Origin of the sequence: Roseovarius sp. MMSF_3298 (assembly GCF_030733705.1) — a bacterium.
Lineage (GTDB): Bacteria > Pseudomonadota > Alphaproteobacteria > Rhodobacterales > Rhodobacteraceae > Roseovarius > Roseovarius confluentis.
This window is the reverse complement of record NZ_JASHIN010000037.1, coordinates 1-17,253: the sequence shown is the minus strand read 5'-3', so window position 1 is coordinate 17,253 and position 17,253 is coordinate 1. Positions and strand designations below refer to the sequence as shown.

Below are 17,253 nucleotides of genomic sequence, written 5' to 3'. Positions count from 1 at the left end.
ACGGAACCGCCGCCACCCCCGGCGCGTTGCCGGCAGACAGCCAACCGAAAGGTCCCGCCATGCCCAGCATCTACGACGCCATCCGCGCCGATCACGACAATCACCGCGACCTGCTGAACCGGATCGAAGACACCTCCGGCGACAGCGACGACCGCAAGTCCGCGTGGTCCGAATTCTACGAAGACGTGAAATCCCATGCGGCGGCCGAGGAAGAGACGTTCTACTCCAAGCTCATTTCCAAGACCTGGGGCCAGGACGCCGCCCGCCACTCGGTTCACGAGCACCAGCAACTCGACGACATCATGGAAGAGTTGAACGAAACCGACATGGCGTCACCGGGCTGGCTCAACCGCTTCAAGACGCTGAAGCACGATTACGAACACCACATGGACGAGGAAGAGGACGAGGTCTTCGCCCGCGCCCAGGAAGTGATCCCCGAAGACGAGATCGAAGGCTATGGCCAGCGGTTCGAAGACCGCAAGTCGAAGGAACGCAAACTGATCGACGACAAACGCGAGAACAGCCTGGAAGACTGAGGCGGCAAGCGCCGATCCCCCGTCCCGGACTTGATCCGGGACCTTTCACCACGCCCGTAGGGTGGGTGAAAACCCACCCCGCGCCTGCTCAATCCTCCTGCGGGATCACCCGCAGCCCCAACTCCATCAACTGGTCGCTGGTCGGCTCTGACGGCGCGTTCATCATCAGGTCCTCGGCCCGCTGGTTCATCGGGAACATGATGACCTCGCGAATATTCTGCTCGTCGGCCAGTAGCATCACGATCCGGTCGATCCCCGCGGCACAGCCCCCATGCGGCGGCGCGCCGTACTGGAACGCGTTGACCATGCCGCCGAACCGCTTGCGCACTTCCGCCTCGTCATAGCCCGCCAGATCGAACGCCTTGATCATCGTCTCCAGCTTGTGGTTCCGGATCGCGCCACTGACCAGCTCATAGCCGTTGCAGCTCAGGTCATACTGATAGCCCAGCACGTCCAGCGGATCGCCCTCCAACGCCTCGATCCCGCCCTGCGGCATCGAGAACGGGTTGTGCGAAAAGTCAATCTCGCCCGATTCCTCGTCGGCCTCGTACATCGGGAAATCCACGATCCAGGCAAAGGCAAAGCGGTTCTCGTCCGTCAGCCCCAGCTCCTCGCCGATGGTCACGCGCGCCTTGCCCGCCACGCGCTCGAACGCGGCCGGTTTCCCGCCGAGGAAGAACGCGGCATCGCCCACGCCAAGGCCCAACTGCTCGCGAATGGCTTCCGTCCGTTCCGGCCCGATATTCTTGGCCAGCGGCCCGGCGGCTTCCATCCCGTCGCCCTGGTCCCGCCAGAAGATATAGCCCATCCCCGGCAGGCCCTCTTTCTGGGCAAAGGCATTCATCCGGTCACAGAATTTCCGGCTGCCACCCGAGGGCGCGGGAATGGCGCGAATTTCCGTGCCGTCCTGCTCCAGGAGCTTGGCGAAAATGGCAAAACCCGAGCCGCGGAAATGTTCGCTCACGTCCTGCATCTTGATCGGGTTGCGCAGGTCCGGCTTGTCGGTGCCATACCAAAGCGCCGCATCGCGATAGGAAATCTGCGGCCATTGCTGGTCAACCGCGCGACCGCCCCCGAACTCTTCGAACAGGCCCTTGATCACCGGCTGGATCGTGTCGAACACGTCCTGTTGCTCGACGAACGACATCTCCATGTCCAGCTGGTAGAAATCCGTGGGCGAGCGGTCGGCGCGCGGGTCCTCGTCACGAAAGCACGGCGCGATCTGGAAATACTTGTCAAAGCCACTGACCATGATCAGCTGCTTGAACTGCTGCGGCGCCTGCGGCAGCGCATAGAACTTGCCCGGGTGCAGGCGCGAGGGCACCAGGAAGTCGCGCGCGCCCTCGGGACTGGACGCGGTGATGATCGGCGTCTGGTACTCGCGGAAATCGATATCCCACATGCGCTTGCGGATGCTGGCCACCACGTCCGAGCGCAGTTTCATGTTCTCCTGCATCGCCTCGCGGCGCAGATCGAGGTACCGATAACGCAGCCGCGTTTCCTCGGGGTATTCCTGGTCGCCGAAGACGATCAGCGGCAGTTCCCCGGCCCCGCCCAGCACTTCCATGTCGCGGATGAAAACCTCGATCTCGCCCGTCGTGATCTTGGGGTTCACCAGGCTTTCATCCCGCGCCTTCACCTCGCCGTCGATGCGGATGCACCACTCGCTGCGCAGCTTTTCGACCTCGGAGAACACCGCGCTGTCGGGATCGCACAGCACCTGCGTCATGCCGTAATGATCGCGCAGATCGATGAACAGCACCCCGCCATGGTCGCGGATCCGGTGCACCCAGCCCGACAGGCGGACCGTGTCCCCGACATTCGATTTCGTCAGCTCGGCGCAGGTATGGCTGCGATATGCGTGCATGAAGTCCTCTCCGGGCGGCTGAAACTGCCCATTTCGCGTGCAATTCGGTTCGCGCCGATACACCTTGGCGGGCCGGCAAAGTCAAGGCCTGCAAGGCTATTTCCCGCCTGCGCGGAACCGAGGCCCGTCTTAAAACATTTACAGAAAGTTAATTTTGCGCAAAGATTCCGGCTATCGAGCGGAAAATACGCGGGAAAACCGCGGCACCGGCAGGTTTCACACCAGCAGACGCGCCTTGACGCGCGCGACAAGAATGGGGTGAGCCATGTGGACCAAGATTCTCGATGTGTTCGTGACACATCTGTTCCGGAAGGGTGATTTCAGCCTGACCTACCCCGACGGCACCACGCGCCGTTACGGGAACGGTGGCACGCCCTCCGCTGCGATCACGCTCCACGATCCGGCGCTGCCACGCAAGATCATCATGGCCCCCGAACTGGCCGTGGGCGAGGCTTACATGGACGGCACGCTGACCATAGTCGACGACGACCTGCGCAGCTTTCTAACGCTCGCCGTGTCCAACATGGCGGCCCAGGGCAAGCCGTGGTTCCACCGCCCGCTCGACATCTACCGACAGCTCAGTCGTTACATCAATCAATTCAACCCCGCCAAGCGGGCACGCGCCAACGTGGCCCATCACTATGACCTCTCGGGCGAACTTTACGACCTCTTCCTGGACGAAGACCGGCAATATTCCTGCGCCTATTTCGCCCGCCCCGACATGACGTTGGAACAGGCGCAGGCGGCCAAGAAACGTCACATCGCGGACAAGCTTCTGCTGAAGCCGGGGATGCGCGTACTGGATATCGGTTGCGGCTGGGGCGGCATGGCCCTCACCCTCGCCCGCGACTACGGCGCAGAGGTGGTGGGCGTGACCCTGTCCAAGGAACAGCACGCGCTGGCCAGCCGCCGCGCCGCAGAGGCGGGCCTGTCCGACAAGGTGAAATTCCACCTGATGGATTATCGCTCCGTCACCGGCACCTTCGACCGCATCGTGTCGGTCGGCATGTTCGAACATGTCGGCGTGCCGCATTACCGCGAGTATTTCCGCACCGTGCACGACCTTCTGGCCGAGGATGGCGTCGCCCTCATCCACACCATCGGCCAAACCGACGAGCCCGGCGCGACCAACCCGTGGATCCTGAAATACATTTTCCCCGGCGGTTATTGCCCGTCCCTCTCCGAGGCGACCCGCGCCATCGAGGTGAACGCGTTGCACACCTGCGATATCGAGGTCTGGCGCCTGCATTACGCCGAGACCCTGCGCCACTGGTACGACCGTTTCATGGCCAATATCGACCGCGTCCGCGAGCTTTATGACGATCGGTTCTGCCGCATGTGGCGCTACTACCTCATCGCGTGCGAGGCCACGTTCCGCCACAACAGCCAGGTGGTGTTCCAGTTCCAGCTCTCGCGCCAGCAGGACGCCGTGCCGCTCACGCGCGACTATCTCTACAGCGAAGACGCCGCCAAAGAGCTGCGCCACGCCGCGGAATAGACCTCAGACCAGCCGCGCCGGGATCAACCCGCGCAGCGCGTTGCCCACGTAAAGCGACCGCGCCCCGGCAAGGTCGTCCGGCGTCAGCACCGCCTCCCGCGCGCGGCCCTCCGCGATCAGGCTTGCGCGCAGCACACCGGGCAGTACGCCCGAACTCAGCGATGGCGTCTCCAATCCGTCTCCACGGTCGACAAAAATATTGGTGATCGTTCCCTCGCAAACCGCGCCATCGGAGTTGAGAAAGATCACCTCCTCCACCCCCTCGGGCAAATCGGCCCGCGTCCGGTCATACAGGTGACGCTCAGTGCTCTTGACCGTCAGCCACGGATCGGTCGCGATCAACCGCGTCTCGGATACCGCCAGCCGCCAGGCGCGGCCCTCGGGTTCGGGCGTGAAATCATGCAGCGTGATTTCCACCTGCCCGCCCGCATCCACCGTCAGGCGCATCCGCCGTGGCCGGTCCGCCTCGACCGCCGCAAGCGCCGCATCCAACGCCTCGATCTCGATGCCCAGCCTTGCCGCGCTCGTCCGCAGCCGCTCCAGATGAAAATCGGCCAGCCGCAGACCTTCGCCGGGCGTCCACAACCCGGTCTCGATCAGGCGAAATCCGTGATCAGCCGGCGGGCGAAGCGGGCTTTCCATAGGGCTTCCTCGTATTCCGACGCGGCGGTGCTGTCATAGACCACGCCGCCACCCACGTTCAGCGTCGCACGTCCGTGCTCCACAAGCAAACTGCGGATCGCCACGTTGAACTCCGACCGCCCGTCCGGCGCGGCCCAGCCGATGGTGCCGCAATAGACATCGCGCGCGCCGTCCTCCAGCCCCGCCAGAATCTCCATGGCCCGCATCTTGGGCGCCCCGGTGATGGACCCGCAGGGAAACAGCGCCCGGAATACCCCCGACAGTGTCGTCCCTTCCAGCATCCGCCCCCGGATCAGCGAGGTCATCTGGTGCACCGTCGTCAGGCTTTCCACCGTGAACAGTTCCGGCACATTCACGCTGCCAATCTCGCAGATCCGGCCCAAGTCGTTGCGCAACAGGTCCACGATCATCAGGTTCTCAGCCCGGTTCTTTTCATCTTCCATCAGGAACCGGCAACGCCGCGCATCCTCGTCCGCATCGTCGCTGCGCGGCTGGGTGCCCTTCATCGGCTTGGTCTCGATCCGGCCCGCGCCATCGGTGCGGAAAAACAGCTCGGGCGAACGTGACAGGATCGCGGGCAGCCCCTCGGCTTCGATCAGCGCGCCGAACCGCACCGGCTGCACAGCGGCCAGCGCGGCGTAAATCTCACCCGGCGCGCCCACCGCCTCCATCATGCAGGCGAATGTCAGGTTCGCCTGGTAAAAGTCGCCCGCGCAGATATGCGCGTGCACCGCGTCGAACGCCTGCTTGTACCGCGCTTCCGACCACAGCGGTACGAAATGGTCCAGCCGCCCGGCAGGCTCCGGCAACGGCGCCGCCGCCCCCGGTCGCTCATACACGCCGAACTGCACCAGCGGCACGCGCCGCCGCCCCGGCATCAGCGGTGCCAGCTTCGGCTCCAGCGCATAGCCCAGCTCGTAGCTGGCGAATCCCGCCAGCCACAGGCCCGCGTCCCGCGCCGAGTCCATCGCCTCCAATGCCACGGACACGTCCTCCGCCTCCCACGCCGAGATCACCTCGACCGGGCGCTCGAACGCGCATTCGCTCCCCTCGGGGCCATGATCGAAACGGATTCGCACCAGACGTCCTCTCTCTTTGGCTGGTTATCTATGCAATTGCGGCCCCGAGTGCACTGCGAAATACGTCGCATCGCGTGCAAACACCGATGCCCCTTGCGCTGTCCCGCGTAATGAATATAAGGCCAACAATTTGCGCCGCACCGGGGGATCACATGCCGAAAAGAACCGATATCAAATCCATCATGATCATCGGTGCCGGCCCCATCATCATCGGGCAAGCCTGCGAGTTCGACTATTCGGGTGCACAGGCCTGCAAGGCCCTGCGCGAGGAAGGCTACCGGGTCATCCTCGTCAACTCCAACCCCGCCACGATCATGACCGATCCGGGGCTGGCCGACGCCACCTATATCGAACCCATCACCCCCGAAGTGGTCGCCCGCATCATCGAAAAGGAACGCCCCGACGCGCTCCTGCCCACGATGGGCGGCCAGACCGGGCTCAACACCGCGCTCGCCGTGGCCGACATGGGCGTGCTGGAAAAATTCGGCGTCGAGTTGATCGGCGCCAACCGCGAAGCCATCGAAATGGCCGAGGACCGCAAGCTCTTCCGCGAGGCGATGGACCGTCTGGGTATTGAAAACCCCAAGGCCACCATCGCCGAAACGATGGAAGAGTGCATGGCGGCCCTCGAACATGTGGGCCTTCCGGCGATCATCCGCCCCGCCTACACCCTTGGCGGCACCGGCGGCGGCGTGGCCTACAACCGCGCGGATTACGAGCATTACTGCAAATCCGGCCTCGACGCCTCTCCGGTCAGCCAGATCCTGATCGACGAGTCGCTGCTGGGCTGGAAGGAATACGAGATGGAGGTCGTCCGCGACCGCGCCGACAACGCCATCATCGTCTGCTCCATCGAAAACGTCGATCCGATGGGCGTGCACACGGGCGATTCCATCACCGTCGCGCCCGCGCTCACGCTGACCGACAAGGAATACCAGATCATGCGCAACGGCAGTATCGCCGTCCTGCGCGAGATCGGCGTGGAAACCGGCGGCTCCAACGTGCAATGGGCCATCAACCCCGAAGACGGCCGCATGGTCGTGATCGAGATGAACCCGCGCGTGTCCCGCTCCTCGGCGCTGGCCTCCAAGGCCACCGGCTTCCCGATCGCCAAGATCGCGGCGAAACTCGCCGTCGGCTACACGCTGGATGAGCTGGACAACGACATCACCAAGGTCACGCCCGCCAGCTTCGAGCCGACCATCGACTATGTCGTCACCAAGATCCCGAAATTTGCCTTCGAGAAATTCCCCGGCTCGCAGCCCTACCTGACCACCGCGATGAAATCCGTGGGCGAGGCCATGGCCATCGGCCGCACGATCCACGAATCCCTGCAAAAGGCGCTGGCGTCGATGGAATCCGGCCTGACGGGTTTCGACGAGATCGAAATCGACGGAGCCCCGGAAAAAACCGCCGTCATCAAGGCGATCAGCCAGCAGACCCCGGACCGGATGCGCACCATCGCCCAGGCCATGCGCCACGGCCTGACCGATGACGAGATCTTCGCCGCCACCAAGTTCGACCCGTGGTTCCTCGCCCGCATCCGCGAAATCGTCGAGGCCGAGGACGCCGTGCGGCAGGACGGTCTGCCCACCGACGAAAAGGGCCTGCGCCGGCTCAAGATGATGGGCTTCACCGACGCCCGCCTCGCCAAGCTCACGGGCTTTACCGAGGCCGACGTGCGCCGCGCCCGCCACGCGCAAGGCGTCGTCGCCGTGTTCAAGCGCATCGACACCTGCGCCGCCGAGTTCGAGGCCCAGACGCCCTACATGTATTCCACCTACGAGGCCCCGATGATGGGCGAGGTGGAATGCGAAGCACGGCCCTCAGACCGCAAGAAGGTCGTCATCCTCGGCGGCGGTCCCAACCGCATCGGCCAGGGGATCGAGTTCGACTATTGCTGCTGTCACGCCTGTTTCGCACTGACCGACGCGGGCTACGAGACGATCATGGTCAACTGCAACCCCGAGACCGTCTCGACCGACTACGACACCTCCGACCGGCTCTATTTCGAACCGCTCACCTTCGAGCACGTCATGGAAATCCTGCGCGTCGAGCAGGACAACGGCACGCTGCACGGCGTCATCGTCCAGTTCGGCGGTCAGACGCCCCTGAAACTGGCCAACGACCTCGAGGCCGAGGGCATCCCGATCCTCGGCACCACGCCCGACGCCATCGACTTGGCCGAGGACCGAGAGCGGTTCCAGGCGCTTGTGAACCAGCTAAACCTCAAGCAGCCCAAGAACGGTATCGCCCATTCCGACGCCGAGGCGCTTGCCATCGCCGAGGAAATCGGCTTCCCGCTGGTCATCCGCCCTTCCTACGTGCTGGGCGGCCGCGCCATGGAAATCGTCCGCGACATGGGCCAGCTGGAACGCTACATCAACGAGGCCGTCATCGTCTCGGGCGACAGCCCCGTTCTGCTCGACGGCTACCTCTCGGGCGCCATCGAATGCGATGTCGACGCGCTGTCGGACGGTGAAAACGTCCATGTCGCCGGCATCCTGCAACATATCGAAGAGGCCGGCGTGCATTCCGGTGATAGCGCCTGCTGCCTTCCGCCCCACACCCTGCCCCGGCCCATCATCGACGAGATCGACGCCCAGACCCGCGCCCTCGCCAAGGCCCTCAACGTCGTTGGCCTGATGAACGTGCAATTCGCCGTCCAGGGCGACGATATCTACCTGATCGAGGTGAACCCCCGCGCCAGCCGCACCGTGCCCTTCGTCGCCAAGGCCACGGACTCGGCCATCGCCTCCATCGCCGCCCGCCTCATGGCTGGCGAGCCGCTCTCGGCCTTCCCCCATCGCGGGGCCTACCCGTCGGACACCAAGCCGGGCACCTTGCCCATGGCCGACCAGATGACGCTCGCCGACCCCGCGATGCCGTGGTTCTCCGTCAAGGAGGCGGTGATGCCCTTCGCCCGCTTCCCCGGCGTCGACACGATCCTCGGCCCCGAAATGCGCTCGACGGGCGAGGTCATGGGCTGGGACGTCAGTTTCCCCCGCGCCTTCCTCAAGGCCCAGATGGGCGCCGGCGTCGAATTCCCCGAAGGCGGCAAGGTCTTCTTCTCGATCAAGGACGATGACAAGACGCCCCAACTGGTGGAAACCGCGCAGATCCTTGTCGATCTGGGCTTCGCCATCGTCGCCACCCGCGGCACCGCCGCCTTCCTCGAAGGCCACGACATCGCCTGCGAGGTCGTCAACAAGGTCTACGAGGGCCGCCCCGACGTGGTCGACATGCTCAAGGATGGGCAGATCAGCCTTGTCATGAACACAACTGAGGGCATACAAGCCGTCGAAGACAGCCGCGAGATTCGCTCGGTTGCGCTTTACGACAAGATCCCCTATTACACGACTGCCGCCGCCGCTCATGCCGCCGCACTGGCCATGAAGGCCCGGCAGGAAGGTGATCTTGTGGTATTGCCGCTACAGGGCACCGCCTGACCGCAAATGCCTTGCGCGGAGCCTACCCGCGCAACGGTCTGAAATTATTATAATTTTTCAGAACCTCCGCAGCCATGTCCTGCGGCCAGATCGGCTATGCAAAATTTTCATAGAATCCGAGACGAATAAGGATTGCGCCGTCATAATTTTTGACTAGGTGGATGGTACGGACGCACGAAAGCGTTCGCTATGAAACGACCGCCAGCCAAAGGAGGCCATCATGACCCGCGATGAATTGAACCGGGAACTTCGTATGCATAGTGCCACCTGGCAGTCGGTGGTTCTCGTGTACGGTATCCTCGTCGGTACGCTGATCCTGTCGGCCTCGGCCATCATCAGCTAACCCGACACCCCGGCGCCCGCGCCACACCAGAACATCTCGACCAATCCCTTCGGCGTTGAACGTAAGACTCGTTTAGCGTCTTTGGCGTCTCTGAAAAGGATACCCGCCATGAACCGTGACCAACTGATCCGCGAATTGCAGGCGCACAGCGCAACGTGGCAAGCCGTCGTGATCGTCTATGCCCTGATCGTCGGCGCGATGATCCTGTCGGGCATGGCCATCACCGGCTAACCCCGCAAGCGAATGTTACAAAAGAAAACGGCGCCCCATCAGGGCGCCGTTTTTTTGTTCCTGACACACAGTCTCAGACCTGCGTGCCCTCGACCTTGTCGTCGTCCGGGTCGATCTTGGCCGAGGCCGCGTCGCCGATATTGTCGACGCCGCGCTCTTCCAAGAGCGTCGTCAGCCAGTTCGGATCCATCTCCGGCACCGAGCTCAGCAACAGGTCGGTATAGGGGTGGTGCGGTGGCGTGAACATGTCGTCCTTCGGCCCCTGTTCCACCACCTGCCCGTTCTGCATCACCACCACCTCGTCGGCGATGGACCGCACCGTGGCAAGGTCGTGCGTGATGAACATGTAGGCCAGGTTCAGCTCGTTCTGCAGCCGGTCCAGCAGCCGCAAAATCCCTTCCGCCACCAGCTGGTCCAGCGCCGAGGTCACCTCGTCGCAGACGATGAACGTCGGCTCTGCCGCCAGCGCCCGGGCGATCCCGATCCGCTGTTTCTGACCGCCAGACAATTCGGGCGGATACCGGTTGTAGTATTTCGACGGCTCCAGCTCGATCAGGTCCAGCAGCTCGTCCACCCGCGTCTTCAGCGCCGTGCCTTTCAGACCCGAATAGAACTGCGCCGGCCGCCCGATGATCTCCGAGATCTGCACCTTCGGGTTCAACGCGGTATCGGCCATCTGGTAGATCATCTGGCATTGCCGCAGCTGGTCCTTCGAGCGGTCCTTGTAACTCGCCGGGAACGGCTCGCCCTTGAACAGCACCTCGCCCTTGCTGGGCGGCAACAGCCCGGTGATCACCCGCGCGGTCGTTGACTTGCCCGACCCGGATTCGCCCACCACGGCCACCGTCATCCCCTCGTAGATGTCGAACGACACGTCATCGAGGATCTTCGGCCCGTTCGAATAGGACGCATCCACGTTCTTGACCGAAATCAGCGGCGGCGTGCCATCCGTAGGACGATGCTTCTGCGGGCTGGTGAAACTGCGCACGGCCCAGAGCGACTTGGTGTAATCCTCCTGCGGATTTTCCAGCATCTGGTCGGTCGGCGCTTCCTCGACCTCCTCGCCTTTCAGCAGCACCTTGATCGTGTCGGCCATCTGCGCCACCACGGCCAGATCGTGCGTGATGTAGATCGCCGCGGTGTTGAACTGGTCCACGATATCGCGGATCGCCGCCAGCACCTCGATCTGGGTGGTCACGTCCAGCGCCGTCGTCGGCTCGTCAAAGATGATCAGGTCAGGCCGGCACGACATGGCCATCGCCGTCATCGCCCGCTGCAACTGGCCCCCCGACACCTGATGCGGATACCGAAACCCGATCTCGCCCGGATTGGGCAGGCGCAATCGTTCATACAGCTCGATCGCGTCCTCCTGCGCCTCCAGCCGCTTCTTGATGCGGTACTGCACGGGGGCTTCGGTGTGCTGGTCGATCAGCTTGTGCGCCGGGTTGAAAGACGCCGCCGCCGACTGCGCCACATAAGCGATGCGCGACCCGCGCAGCGCCCGTTTCTCGGCCTCCGACGACGTGGTCAGCTCGATCCCGTCGAACTCGATCGACGAGCCCTCCACGATCCGCGTGCCGTCCCGGGCATAGCCCATCGCGGCCGCGCCGATGGTGGATTTGCCCGCGCCGGATTCCCCGATCAGGCCCATCACCTCGCCGCGGTGCAGGGTCAGGTCGACACCCTTGATGATGTCGACCCAGGTTTCGTCCGAGTAGCCCTGGATCTTCAGGTCCCGGATTTTCAGAAGGACATCTGTTTTTTTCAAGCCCATGTCGTTTTACTCCTTCAAGCCCGAGGACCGGTGCAGCATCCAGTCCACCACGAAATTGACCGCCACGGTCAAAAGCGCGATGGACGCGGCCGGAATAAGCGGCGTGATCTCACCGAATGAAATCAGCGTCGCGTTCTCCCGCACCATCGACCCCCAGTCCGCCGTAGGCGGCTGGATGCCAAGCCCAAGGAAACTGAGCCCCGCGATCAGCAGGAACACGAAGCAGAACTCCAGCCCGAACTCCGCCACCAGCGGCGCGGTCGAGTTGGGCAGGATCTCCCGCCGGATCAGGTACCAGTTCTTTTCACCGCGCAGCTTGGCGGCCTCGATATAGTCCATCACCACCACGTTGCCCGCGACCGCCCGCGTCAGGCGGAAGACCCGCGGCGAGTAGATGATCGCGACCACCAGGATCAGGATGATCTCGGAGGCGTCGAACAGCGACGTGCCCGCCAGCGCAAAGGCAAAGGCGACACCGGCGACAATCGCGGCGCCGACCACCCAGCTGAGCGCCGAATACGCCGCCGCCATGAGGAACAGCGCCCCCACGACCACGGCAAATCCGAACAGCAGCCAGAAGCTGGTCGAAGGCGCGGCCAGCGACCCGCCGAAGATCGACAGCATCAGCAGGGCAAAGATCAGCGACGGGATCGACATGATCACGTCCGCGATCCGGCCCATCGTGCCGTCAAAGAATCCACCTTTCGTGGCCGCCAACAGGCCCGCCATCGCGCCCAGGATGAACGCAAGCACCGTGCCGCACAGCGCCAGCGCCACGGTGTTCCGCGCACCATAGATGATGCGGCTGAACATGTCCCGGCCCAGCTGGTCGGCGCCAAGCAGCATGTTGTTGTCCGGCGGCGCGAAGGCCTGGCTGATGATCTCGGCCTCGCCATGCGGCGCGATGGCCGGGGCGAAGATGCCCATGATCGCCACGACGAAGATCACGAACATCCCGAAGGCCGCGGTCAGCGGCGCGGTGCGCAACTCCTTGGCCATCTCGTCGCTCGCCAGCGCCGTCAGGAACTCGCGGAACGCATAGGACATCATGCCCGCCCCCAGCAGCAGTCCCGCGGCAATCGCCACGAAGCGCAGCGCCGGAATGCCCCCGATGATCGCAAGGATCAGCGACACCAGCGTCAGCGAGAACAGCAACAGGAAAGCCGAGCGTTGGTTGTAATAAGCCGCCCCGCATGACAGCAGAAGCAACAGGGCGAAGTAGAGGATTACAAATACCATGGTCCGCCCTCCTTATTTCGGGTGCCGCAGGCGCGGGTTGGTGAGGATCGCACCAACGTCGGCTGCAAGGTTGAGAAGGATGAAGGTCGCCGCGAAGATCAGGCAGCAGGCCTGCACCACGGGGAAGTCGCGTTTGGAAACCGCGTCCACCAGCGCCTGGCCGATGCCCGGATAGACGAACACCACCTCCACCAGCACCACGCCGGTGATCAGGTACGCAAGGTTCAGCGCGACCACGTTGATGATCGGCGCCCAGGCGTTGGGCAGCGCGTGTTTCACGATCACCCTCCAGGGCGGTGCGCCCTTCAGGCGCGCCATCTCGATATAGGGGCTGGCCAGCAGGTTGATGATCGCCGCGCGGGTCATCCGCATCATGTGCGCCATGACCACCAGCACCAGCGTCAGCGCCGGCAGGAAGGTGCGCTCCAGCAGATCGAGGAAACTCATCCCCTCGCTCAGGCTCGCGATGGCCGGGAACATGCCCCACTTCACCGCGAAATACAGGATCAGGATGTAGCCCAGGAAGAATTCCGGCGACGAGATGAACGACAATGAGACCACGTTGGCCACCCGGTCGAAGATCGAGTTGCGCAACAGCGCCACGATCACCCCGAGGATGATCGACACCGGCACCGCGATCACGGCCGCGTAGGCCGCCAGGAACAGCGTGTTCATGAACCGCTCGCCGATGATCTCGGTCACTCGCGCGTCGGTCACGATAGAGCTGCCGAAATCCAGGGTGACGGCCTGGCCGAGCCACTCGAGATATCTGACGATCGCGGGCTGGTCGAGGCCCATTTCCCTGCGCAGCGCCGCAAGGTTCTCCGGCGTCGCCGACTGTCCCAGCACCGCCTGCGCGATGTCGCCGGGAAGAAGCTCGACCATGAAGAAAATAATCAACGAGATCACCAAAAGGATGATCAATCCGAGACCAAGACGCTTGCCGACAAGCGTTAAGATGTCTCCCATATGTCCCTCCTGCTGTTGGGCGTCCGCCTTGCCCGTCCATGGGCCGCATCCGCACAGCTTATTTTGTTATGACGGTGTGACGTGCCCCATGCGCTATTGCTGCGCTTTGTCGGCCGTCCCGTCGGCCCGGACGGGGCGGTGTCCCGCCCCCTCCAAAAGTTTGCCCCGGCACCTTGGTGCCGGGGCAAAACCTCTTATACGTCTGCGAACCACCAGCGGCTGCAGGCGCGCGCGCCGTCCATCTGCCAGCTGGGTGCAAGGTTCTCACCATGCTGCACGTTCTTGCGACGCGCGTAGACGAAGTTCGGGAAGAACGGGATGACGGTACCGCCATCGTCCTTCGCCAGGATCGCCATCTCGCGGTACATCTCGGCACGCAGTTCGTCATCCAGCTCGGCCTTGGCCTGCAGCAGCAGTTCGTTGAACCGCTCGTTCTGCCACCGGCTCTCGTTCCAGGCCGCGTCGTCCTTGTAAGCCAGCGAGTACATCACGTCCGGCGTCGGGCGTGCGCCCCACTGCACCGCGCACCACGGCTTTTTCAGCCACACGTCGGAATAGTAGCCGTCGTTCGGCTCGCGGTTGACGTTGATGGTGATGCCAGCGGCCTTGGCGTGCTCGGCGTAAAGAACACACATGTCCACCGCGCCCGAGAAGACCGAGTCGGCCACGCTCAGGTTCACCGTCAGGTCCTCGGCGCCAGCTTTCTTCAGCAGCGATTTCGCCTGGTCGGGATCATATTCACGCTGCTCGATGCCTTCCGGGAAGTACGGCATCGCCGGCGAATGGTGGAAATCGTTCGCCTTGGTGGCCGCGCCGAAGGTGATCTTCTCGATCAGCTCGTCCCGGTTCATCGACAGCTTCAGCGCGTTGCGCACGTCCACATTGTCGAACGGTGCCGTGTCGCACAGCATCGGCATGGTGATGGCCGCCGCCGACGGCACGTCGTCGATTTCGATGTTGGGGTCGCGCTGCAGCAGCGCCAGCGTCTTCAACTCCAGCTGCGTCACCGCGTCCACATCGCCCGTCACCAGCGCCGTCTGGCGCGCGTTCGGGTCGTTCAGGACGATCAGCTGCAGGTCGTCGAAATACGCGCCTTCCAAGTGCCAACCCTCGTGGCGGGTCAGGCTGTAGCGCACGCCGAACTCGGCCTCTTCCATCTTGTAGGGGCCACAGCCGTCACCCGACTGCCAGTTTGCCGTGCCGTCCTCGTTGGCCGGAACGATCGCCAGGTGATAGTCGGTCATCAGCCACGGCAGGTCGGCGTTGCCGGTGCCCAGCACGAAGGTCACCGAGTTGTCGCCGTTGTCCGTGATGTCCTGCACGTCCGACAACAGCGCTTTCGCGGCCGATGTCGTGTCGTCGCCCCGGTGGTGGTTCATCGACGCGATGACGTCCTTCGCGGTCACCTTGTTGCCGCTGTGGAACGTCGCGTTCTCGTTGATCTTGAAGGTCCATTCCTTCGCGTCCGGGCTCGCGCTCCATTCGCTGGCCACGTCCGGCCCGAGCGAGCCATCGGGCTCGATCAGCGTCAGGTAGGACCGGTAGGTATGCGCCACCTGGATCATCGAGAAGGTGACGTAGGTGCCGGGATCATGCGAATCCGACGTATTGCCATCGTGCATCCCGAGGCGGAACGTACCGCCCTTTGCCGGCTGTGCCTTAGCGGCGCCGGTCCACAAACCGGTCGCGGCCGTGGTCGTCAGGCCCGCCGCGGCGGCGTAGTGCATGAACGACCGGCGCGAGATCTTCCCTTCGCGGGCCGCGTCTGCCAGTCGATCCAGCAGAATTTGATCCTTGATATCAGTCATGACGTCTCCCTATGACTATTCTGTTCCCAGGCCATCTTTCGCGGCCCTTCGAAGCAGCTTTGCGTCGTTTCCCCTGAACGGGCGGCTCATTTACGACATGATGTTACCAAAACACGAAAAAAATGTCGCTTCCAGCCTTCATATGACGCATCACAATTTTTTTTCGCACGTTCAAAACACTAGCCAGCACTGTTGAACCGCTTGCAATCAAGGCGTTTTCACGCCCCGGCAAGGGACAATCACCGACTGTTCAAAAAACGACATATCCGCGCACCAGCAACAATCCCCGCGTGGGAATCGTCTAGTCTCGATCGCCATCCTTGCGTGCCCGCAGCCTGGCGAAATAGGCCACCCGCTTGCCCAGCTCCCGCTCGAACCCGCGCTCGACCGGCTTGTACAGCTCGGGCCGTTCCATCGTGTCGGGAAAGTAATTCTGCCCCGAAAACGCGTCCTCGGCGTCGTGGTCATAGGCATAGCCCGACCCGTAGCCCTGCTCCTTCATCAGCGAGGTGGGCGCATTCAGGATATGCTTGGGCGGCGGCTCGCTGCCGGTTTTCTTGGCGGCGCGCATCGCCCCCTTGTAGGCCACGTAGGCCGCATTCGACTTCGGCGCCAGCGCCAGGTACGTCACCGCCTGCGCCAGCGCCAACTCGCCTTCCGGGCTGCCCAGCCGCTCGTAGGTCTCCCACGATTGCAGGCAAACCGCCTGAGCCTGCGGATCGGCGAGGCCAATATCTTCTACCGCCATCCGCGTGATCCGCCGCGCCAGGTATCGCGGGTCTTCGCCCCCGTCCAGCATCCGCGCAAACCAGTAGAGGGCGGCATCCGGGTCCGACCCGCGCACCGACTTGTGCAGCGCGGATATCAGGTTGTAATGCGCGTCGCCGGACTTGTCGTACTGCGCCGCCCGCTTCATCAGCCGCGCGGTCAGGGCATTCGTGTCCAGCTTGGTGTCGGTCTTCCACGCCGCCACCTGCTCGATCAGATTTAGCAGCGCGCGCCCGTCCCCGTCCGCCATCTCCAACAGCGACTCCCGCGCCGCGCCGTCCAGCGGCAGCGCCCGGTCCAGCTCCTTCTCGGCCCGCTGCGCCAGCCGCTCCAGTTCCGCCAGGGTCAGCCGCTCCAACACCAGCACCTGCGACCGGCTCAGAAGGGCCGCGTTCAACTCGAAACTCGGGTTCTCGGTGGTGGCCCCCACCAGCAGGATCGTCCCGTCCTCCATATGCGGCAGAAACCCGTCCTGCTGCGCCTTGTTGAAGCGGTGGATTTCGTCCACGAACAACAGTGTCCCCTGCCCGTTCGTCCGCCGGTGCTTTGCCGCGTCGAACACCTTGCGCAGCTCCGGCACGCCGGAAAAAATCGCACTGATCTGCACGAAATGCAGGTCCGTCTCATCCGCCAGCAGTCGCGCGATGGTGGTCTTGCCCACCCCCGGTGGACCCCAGAACACCAGCGACGTCAGGCTGCCCGAGGCCAGCATCACGCCCAGCGGCCCATCCGGCCCGATCACCTTCTCCTGCCCGATCACCTCGGCCAGCGCCTTGGGCCGCAGCCTGTCGGCCAGCGGGCGCGGTGCGCTGTCATGCGCCTTGTCGGCCCCAGCATCCGGTTTGGCTTCGGGGCCGCTATCGAACAGGTCCCCCATGGCTACAGCCTGAACCGCAGCGTGCTGCGCTGCGTGCCCCGCTGCACGTCCAGGCGCAGCCACCGTCCGCTCGCCTCCAGCAGCGGCTCGACCATGCCGGGGGCCTCGACATCCACGCCATTGATCCCGCGCAGGATGTCCCCCGGCCGCAGCCCGGCCCGCTGCCCCGCGCG

14 protein-coding genes are annotated in these 17,253 nt (G+C 63.8%); 5 read left to right on the top strand and 9 right to left on the bottom strand.

Features of this window, described 5'->3' with window-relative positions; genetic code table 11:
* Positions 1-59: 59 nt before the first annotated feature.
* Entirely contained in the window at positions 60-536 is a 477-nt protein-coding gene (locus RBB18_RS21135; RefSeq protein ID WP_306112415.1) for a hemerythrin domain-containing protein, read from the top strand.
* 88 nt (positions 537-624) lie between these two features.
* Here RBB18_RS21135 and aspS read toward each other — a convergent pair whose 3' ends face one another.
* The gene (aspS, locus tag RBB18_RS21130) at positions 625-2,403 is read right to left on the bottom strand and encodes an aspartate--tRNA ligase (RefSeq protein WP_306112414.1); all 1,779 of its coding nucleotides are present in this window, start codon (positions 2,401-2,403) and stop codon (positions 625-627) included.
* 265 nt (positions 2,404-2,668) lie between these two features.
* Here aspS and RBB18_RS21125 point away from each other — a divergent pair, with 265 nt between their 5' ends.
* Entirely contained in the window at positions 2,669-3,901 is a 1,233-nt protein-coding gene (locus RBB18_RS21125) for a cyclopropane-fatty-acyl-phospholipid synthase family protein (protein WP_274592580.1), read from the top strand.
* 3 nt (positions 3,902-3,904) lie between these two features.
* Here RBB18_RS21125 and RBB18_RS21120 read toward each other — a convergent pair whose 3' ends face one another.
* The gene (locus tag RBB18_RS21120; RefSeq protein ID WP_306112413.1) at positions 3,905-4,543 is read right to left on the bottom strand and encodes an aminotransferase class IV family protein; all 639 of its coding nucleotides are present in this window, start codon (positions 4,541-4,543) and stop codon (positions 3,905-3,907) included.
* Positions 4,498-5,622 carry an aminodeoxychorismate synthase component I gene (locus tag RBB18_RS21115; RefSeq protein WP_306112412.1) on the bottom strand — a complete coding sequence of 375 codons (1,125 nt, stop codon included), beginning with the start codon at positions 5,620-5,622 and terminating at the stop codon, positions 4,498-4,500. Before RBB18_RS21115 ends, RBB18_RS21120 begins: the two co-directional genes overlap by 46 nt.
* A 152-nt stretch (positions 5,623-5,774) precedes the next feature.
* On the opposite strand from RBB18_RS21115, the gene carB reads away from it, so the two are divergent.
* The 3 genes from carB (at position 5,775) to RBB18_RS21100 (ending at position 9,645) form a co-directional block, all read left to right on the top strand.
* Positions 5,775-9,071, top strand: coding sequence for a carbamoyl-phosphate synthase large subunit (carB, locus tag RBB18_RS21110; protein ID WP_103762171.1), 3,297 nt, complete (start codon positions 5,775-5,777; stop codon positions 9,069-9,071).
* Positions 9,072-9,291: 220 nt separating this feature from the next.
* Entirely contained in the window at positions 9,292-9,414 is a 123-nt protein-coding gene (locus tag RBB18_RS21105; protein WP_274592583.1) for a hypothetical protein, read from the top strand.
* 108 nt (positions 9,415-9,522) lie between these two features.
* Positions 9,523-9,645, top strand: a complete 123-nt coding sequence (locus tag RBB18_RS21100; protein ID WP_261391616.1) for a hypothetical protein — start codon at positions 9,523-9,525, stop codon at positions 9,643-9,645.
* Positions 9,646-9,718: 73 nt separating this feature from the next.
* Here RBB18_RS21100 and RBB18_RS21095 read toward each other — a convergent pair whose 3' ends face one another.
* The 6 genes from RBB18_RS21095 to RBB18_RS21070 form a co-directional block, all read right to left on the bottom strand.
* Positions 9,719-11,419 (bottom strand): ABC transporter ATP-binding protein, encoded by a 1,701-nt coding sequence (locus RBB18_RS21095; RefSeq protein WP_103762170.1) that lies wholly within the window; start codon positions 11,417-11,419, stop codon positions 9,719-9,721.
* 6 nt (positions 11,420-11,425) lie between these two features.
* Positions 11,426-12,658 (bottom strand): ABC transporter permease, encoded by a 1,233-nt coding sequence (locus RBB18_RS21090; RefSeq protein ID WP_274592584.1) that lies wholly within the window; start codon positions 12,656-12,658, stop codon positions 11,426-11,428.
* 12 nt (positions 12,659-12,670) lie between these two features.
* Positions 12,671-13,627 carry an ABC transporter permease gene (locus RBB18_RS21085; protein ID WP_103762168.1) on the bottom strand — a complete coding sequence of 319 codons (957 nt, stop codon included), beginning with the start codon at positions 13,625-13,627 and terminating at the stop codon, positions 12,671-12,673.
* A 194-nt stretch (positions 13,628-13,821) separates the two neighbouring features.
* The gene (locus tag RBB18_RS21080) at positions 13,822-15,435 is read right to left on the bottom strand and encodes an ABC transporter substrate-binding protein (protein WP_103762167.1); all 1,614 of its coding nucleotides are present in this window, start codon (positions 15,433-15,435) and stop codon (positions 13,822-13,824) included.
* 301 nt (positions 15,436-15,736) lie between these two features.
* Positions 15,737-17,080, bottom strand: a complete 1,344-nt coding sequence (locus tag RBB18_RS21075) for a replication-associated recombination protein A (RefSeq protein WP_306112411.1) — start codon at positions 17,078-17,080, stop codon at positions 15,737-15,739.
* 2 nt (positions 17,081-17,082) lie between these two features.
* Positions 17,083-17,253, bottom strand: a 171-nt coding sequence (locus RBB18_RS21070; protein WP_306121274.1) for a PDZ domain-containing protein, incomplete at its 5' end; no start/stop codon positions are given.

Bases quoted from the DNA above. Each gene is read 5' to 3' on its own strand.
- RBB18_RS21120 (WP_306112413.1), bottom strand. From the start codon at position 4,543: ATGGAAAGCCCGCTTCGCCCGCCGGCTGATCACGGATTTCGCCTGATC.
- RBB18_RS21090 (WP_274592584.1), bottom strand. From the start codon at position 12,658: ATGGTATTTGTAATCCTCTACTTCGCCCTGTTGCTTCTGCTGTCATGC.
- RBB18_RS21105 (WP_274592583.1), top strand. From the start codon at position 9,292: ATGACCCGCGATGAATTGAACCGGGAACTTCGTATGCATAGTGCCACC.
- RBB18_RS21135 (WP_306112415.1), top strand. From the start codon at position 60: ATGCCCAGCATCTACGACGCCATCCGCGCCGATCACGACAATCACCGC.
- carB (WP_103762171.1), top strand. From the start codon at position 5,775: ATGCCGAAAAGAACCGATATCAAATCCATCATGATCATCGGTGCCGGC.
- RBB18_RS21095 (WP_103762170.1), bottom strand. From the start codon at position 11,419: ATGGGCTTGAAAAAAACAGATGTCCTTCTGAAAATCCGGGACCTGAAG.
- aspS (WP_306112414.1), bottom strand. From the start codon at position 2,403: ATGCACGCATATCGCAGCCATACCTGCGCCGAGCTGACGAAATCGAAT.
- RBB18_RS21075 (WP_306112411.1), bottom strand. From the start codon at position 17,080: ATGGGGGACCTGTTCGATAGCGGCCCCGAAGCCAAACCGGATGCTGGG.
- RBB18_RS21125 (WP_274592580.1), top strand. From the start codon at position 2,669: ATGTGGACCAAGATTCTCGATGTGTTCGTGACACATCTGTTCCGGAAG.
- RBB18_RS21100 (WP_261391616.1), top strand. From the start codon at position 9,523: ATGAACCGTGACCAACTGATCCGCGAATTGCAGGCGCACAGCGCAACG.
- RBB18_RS21080 (WP_103762167.1), bottom strand. From the start codon at position 15,435: ATGACTGATATCAAGGATCAAATTCTGCTGGATCGACTGGCAGACGCG.
- RBB18_RS21085 (WP_103762168.1), bottom strand. From the start codon at position 13,627: ATGGGAGACATCTTAACGCTTGTCGGCAAGCGTCTTGGTCTCGGATTG.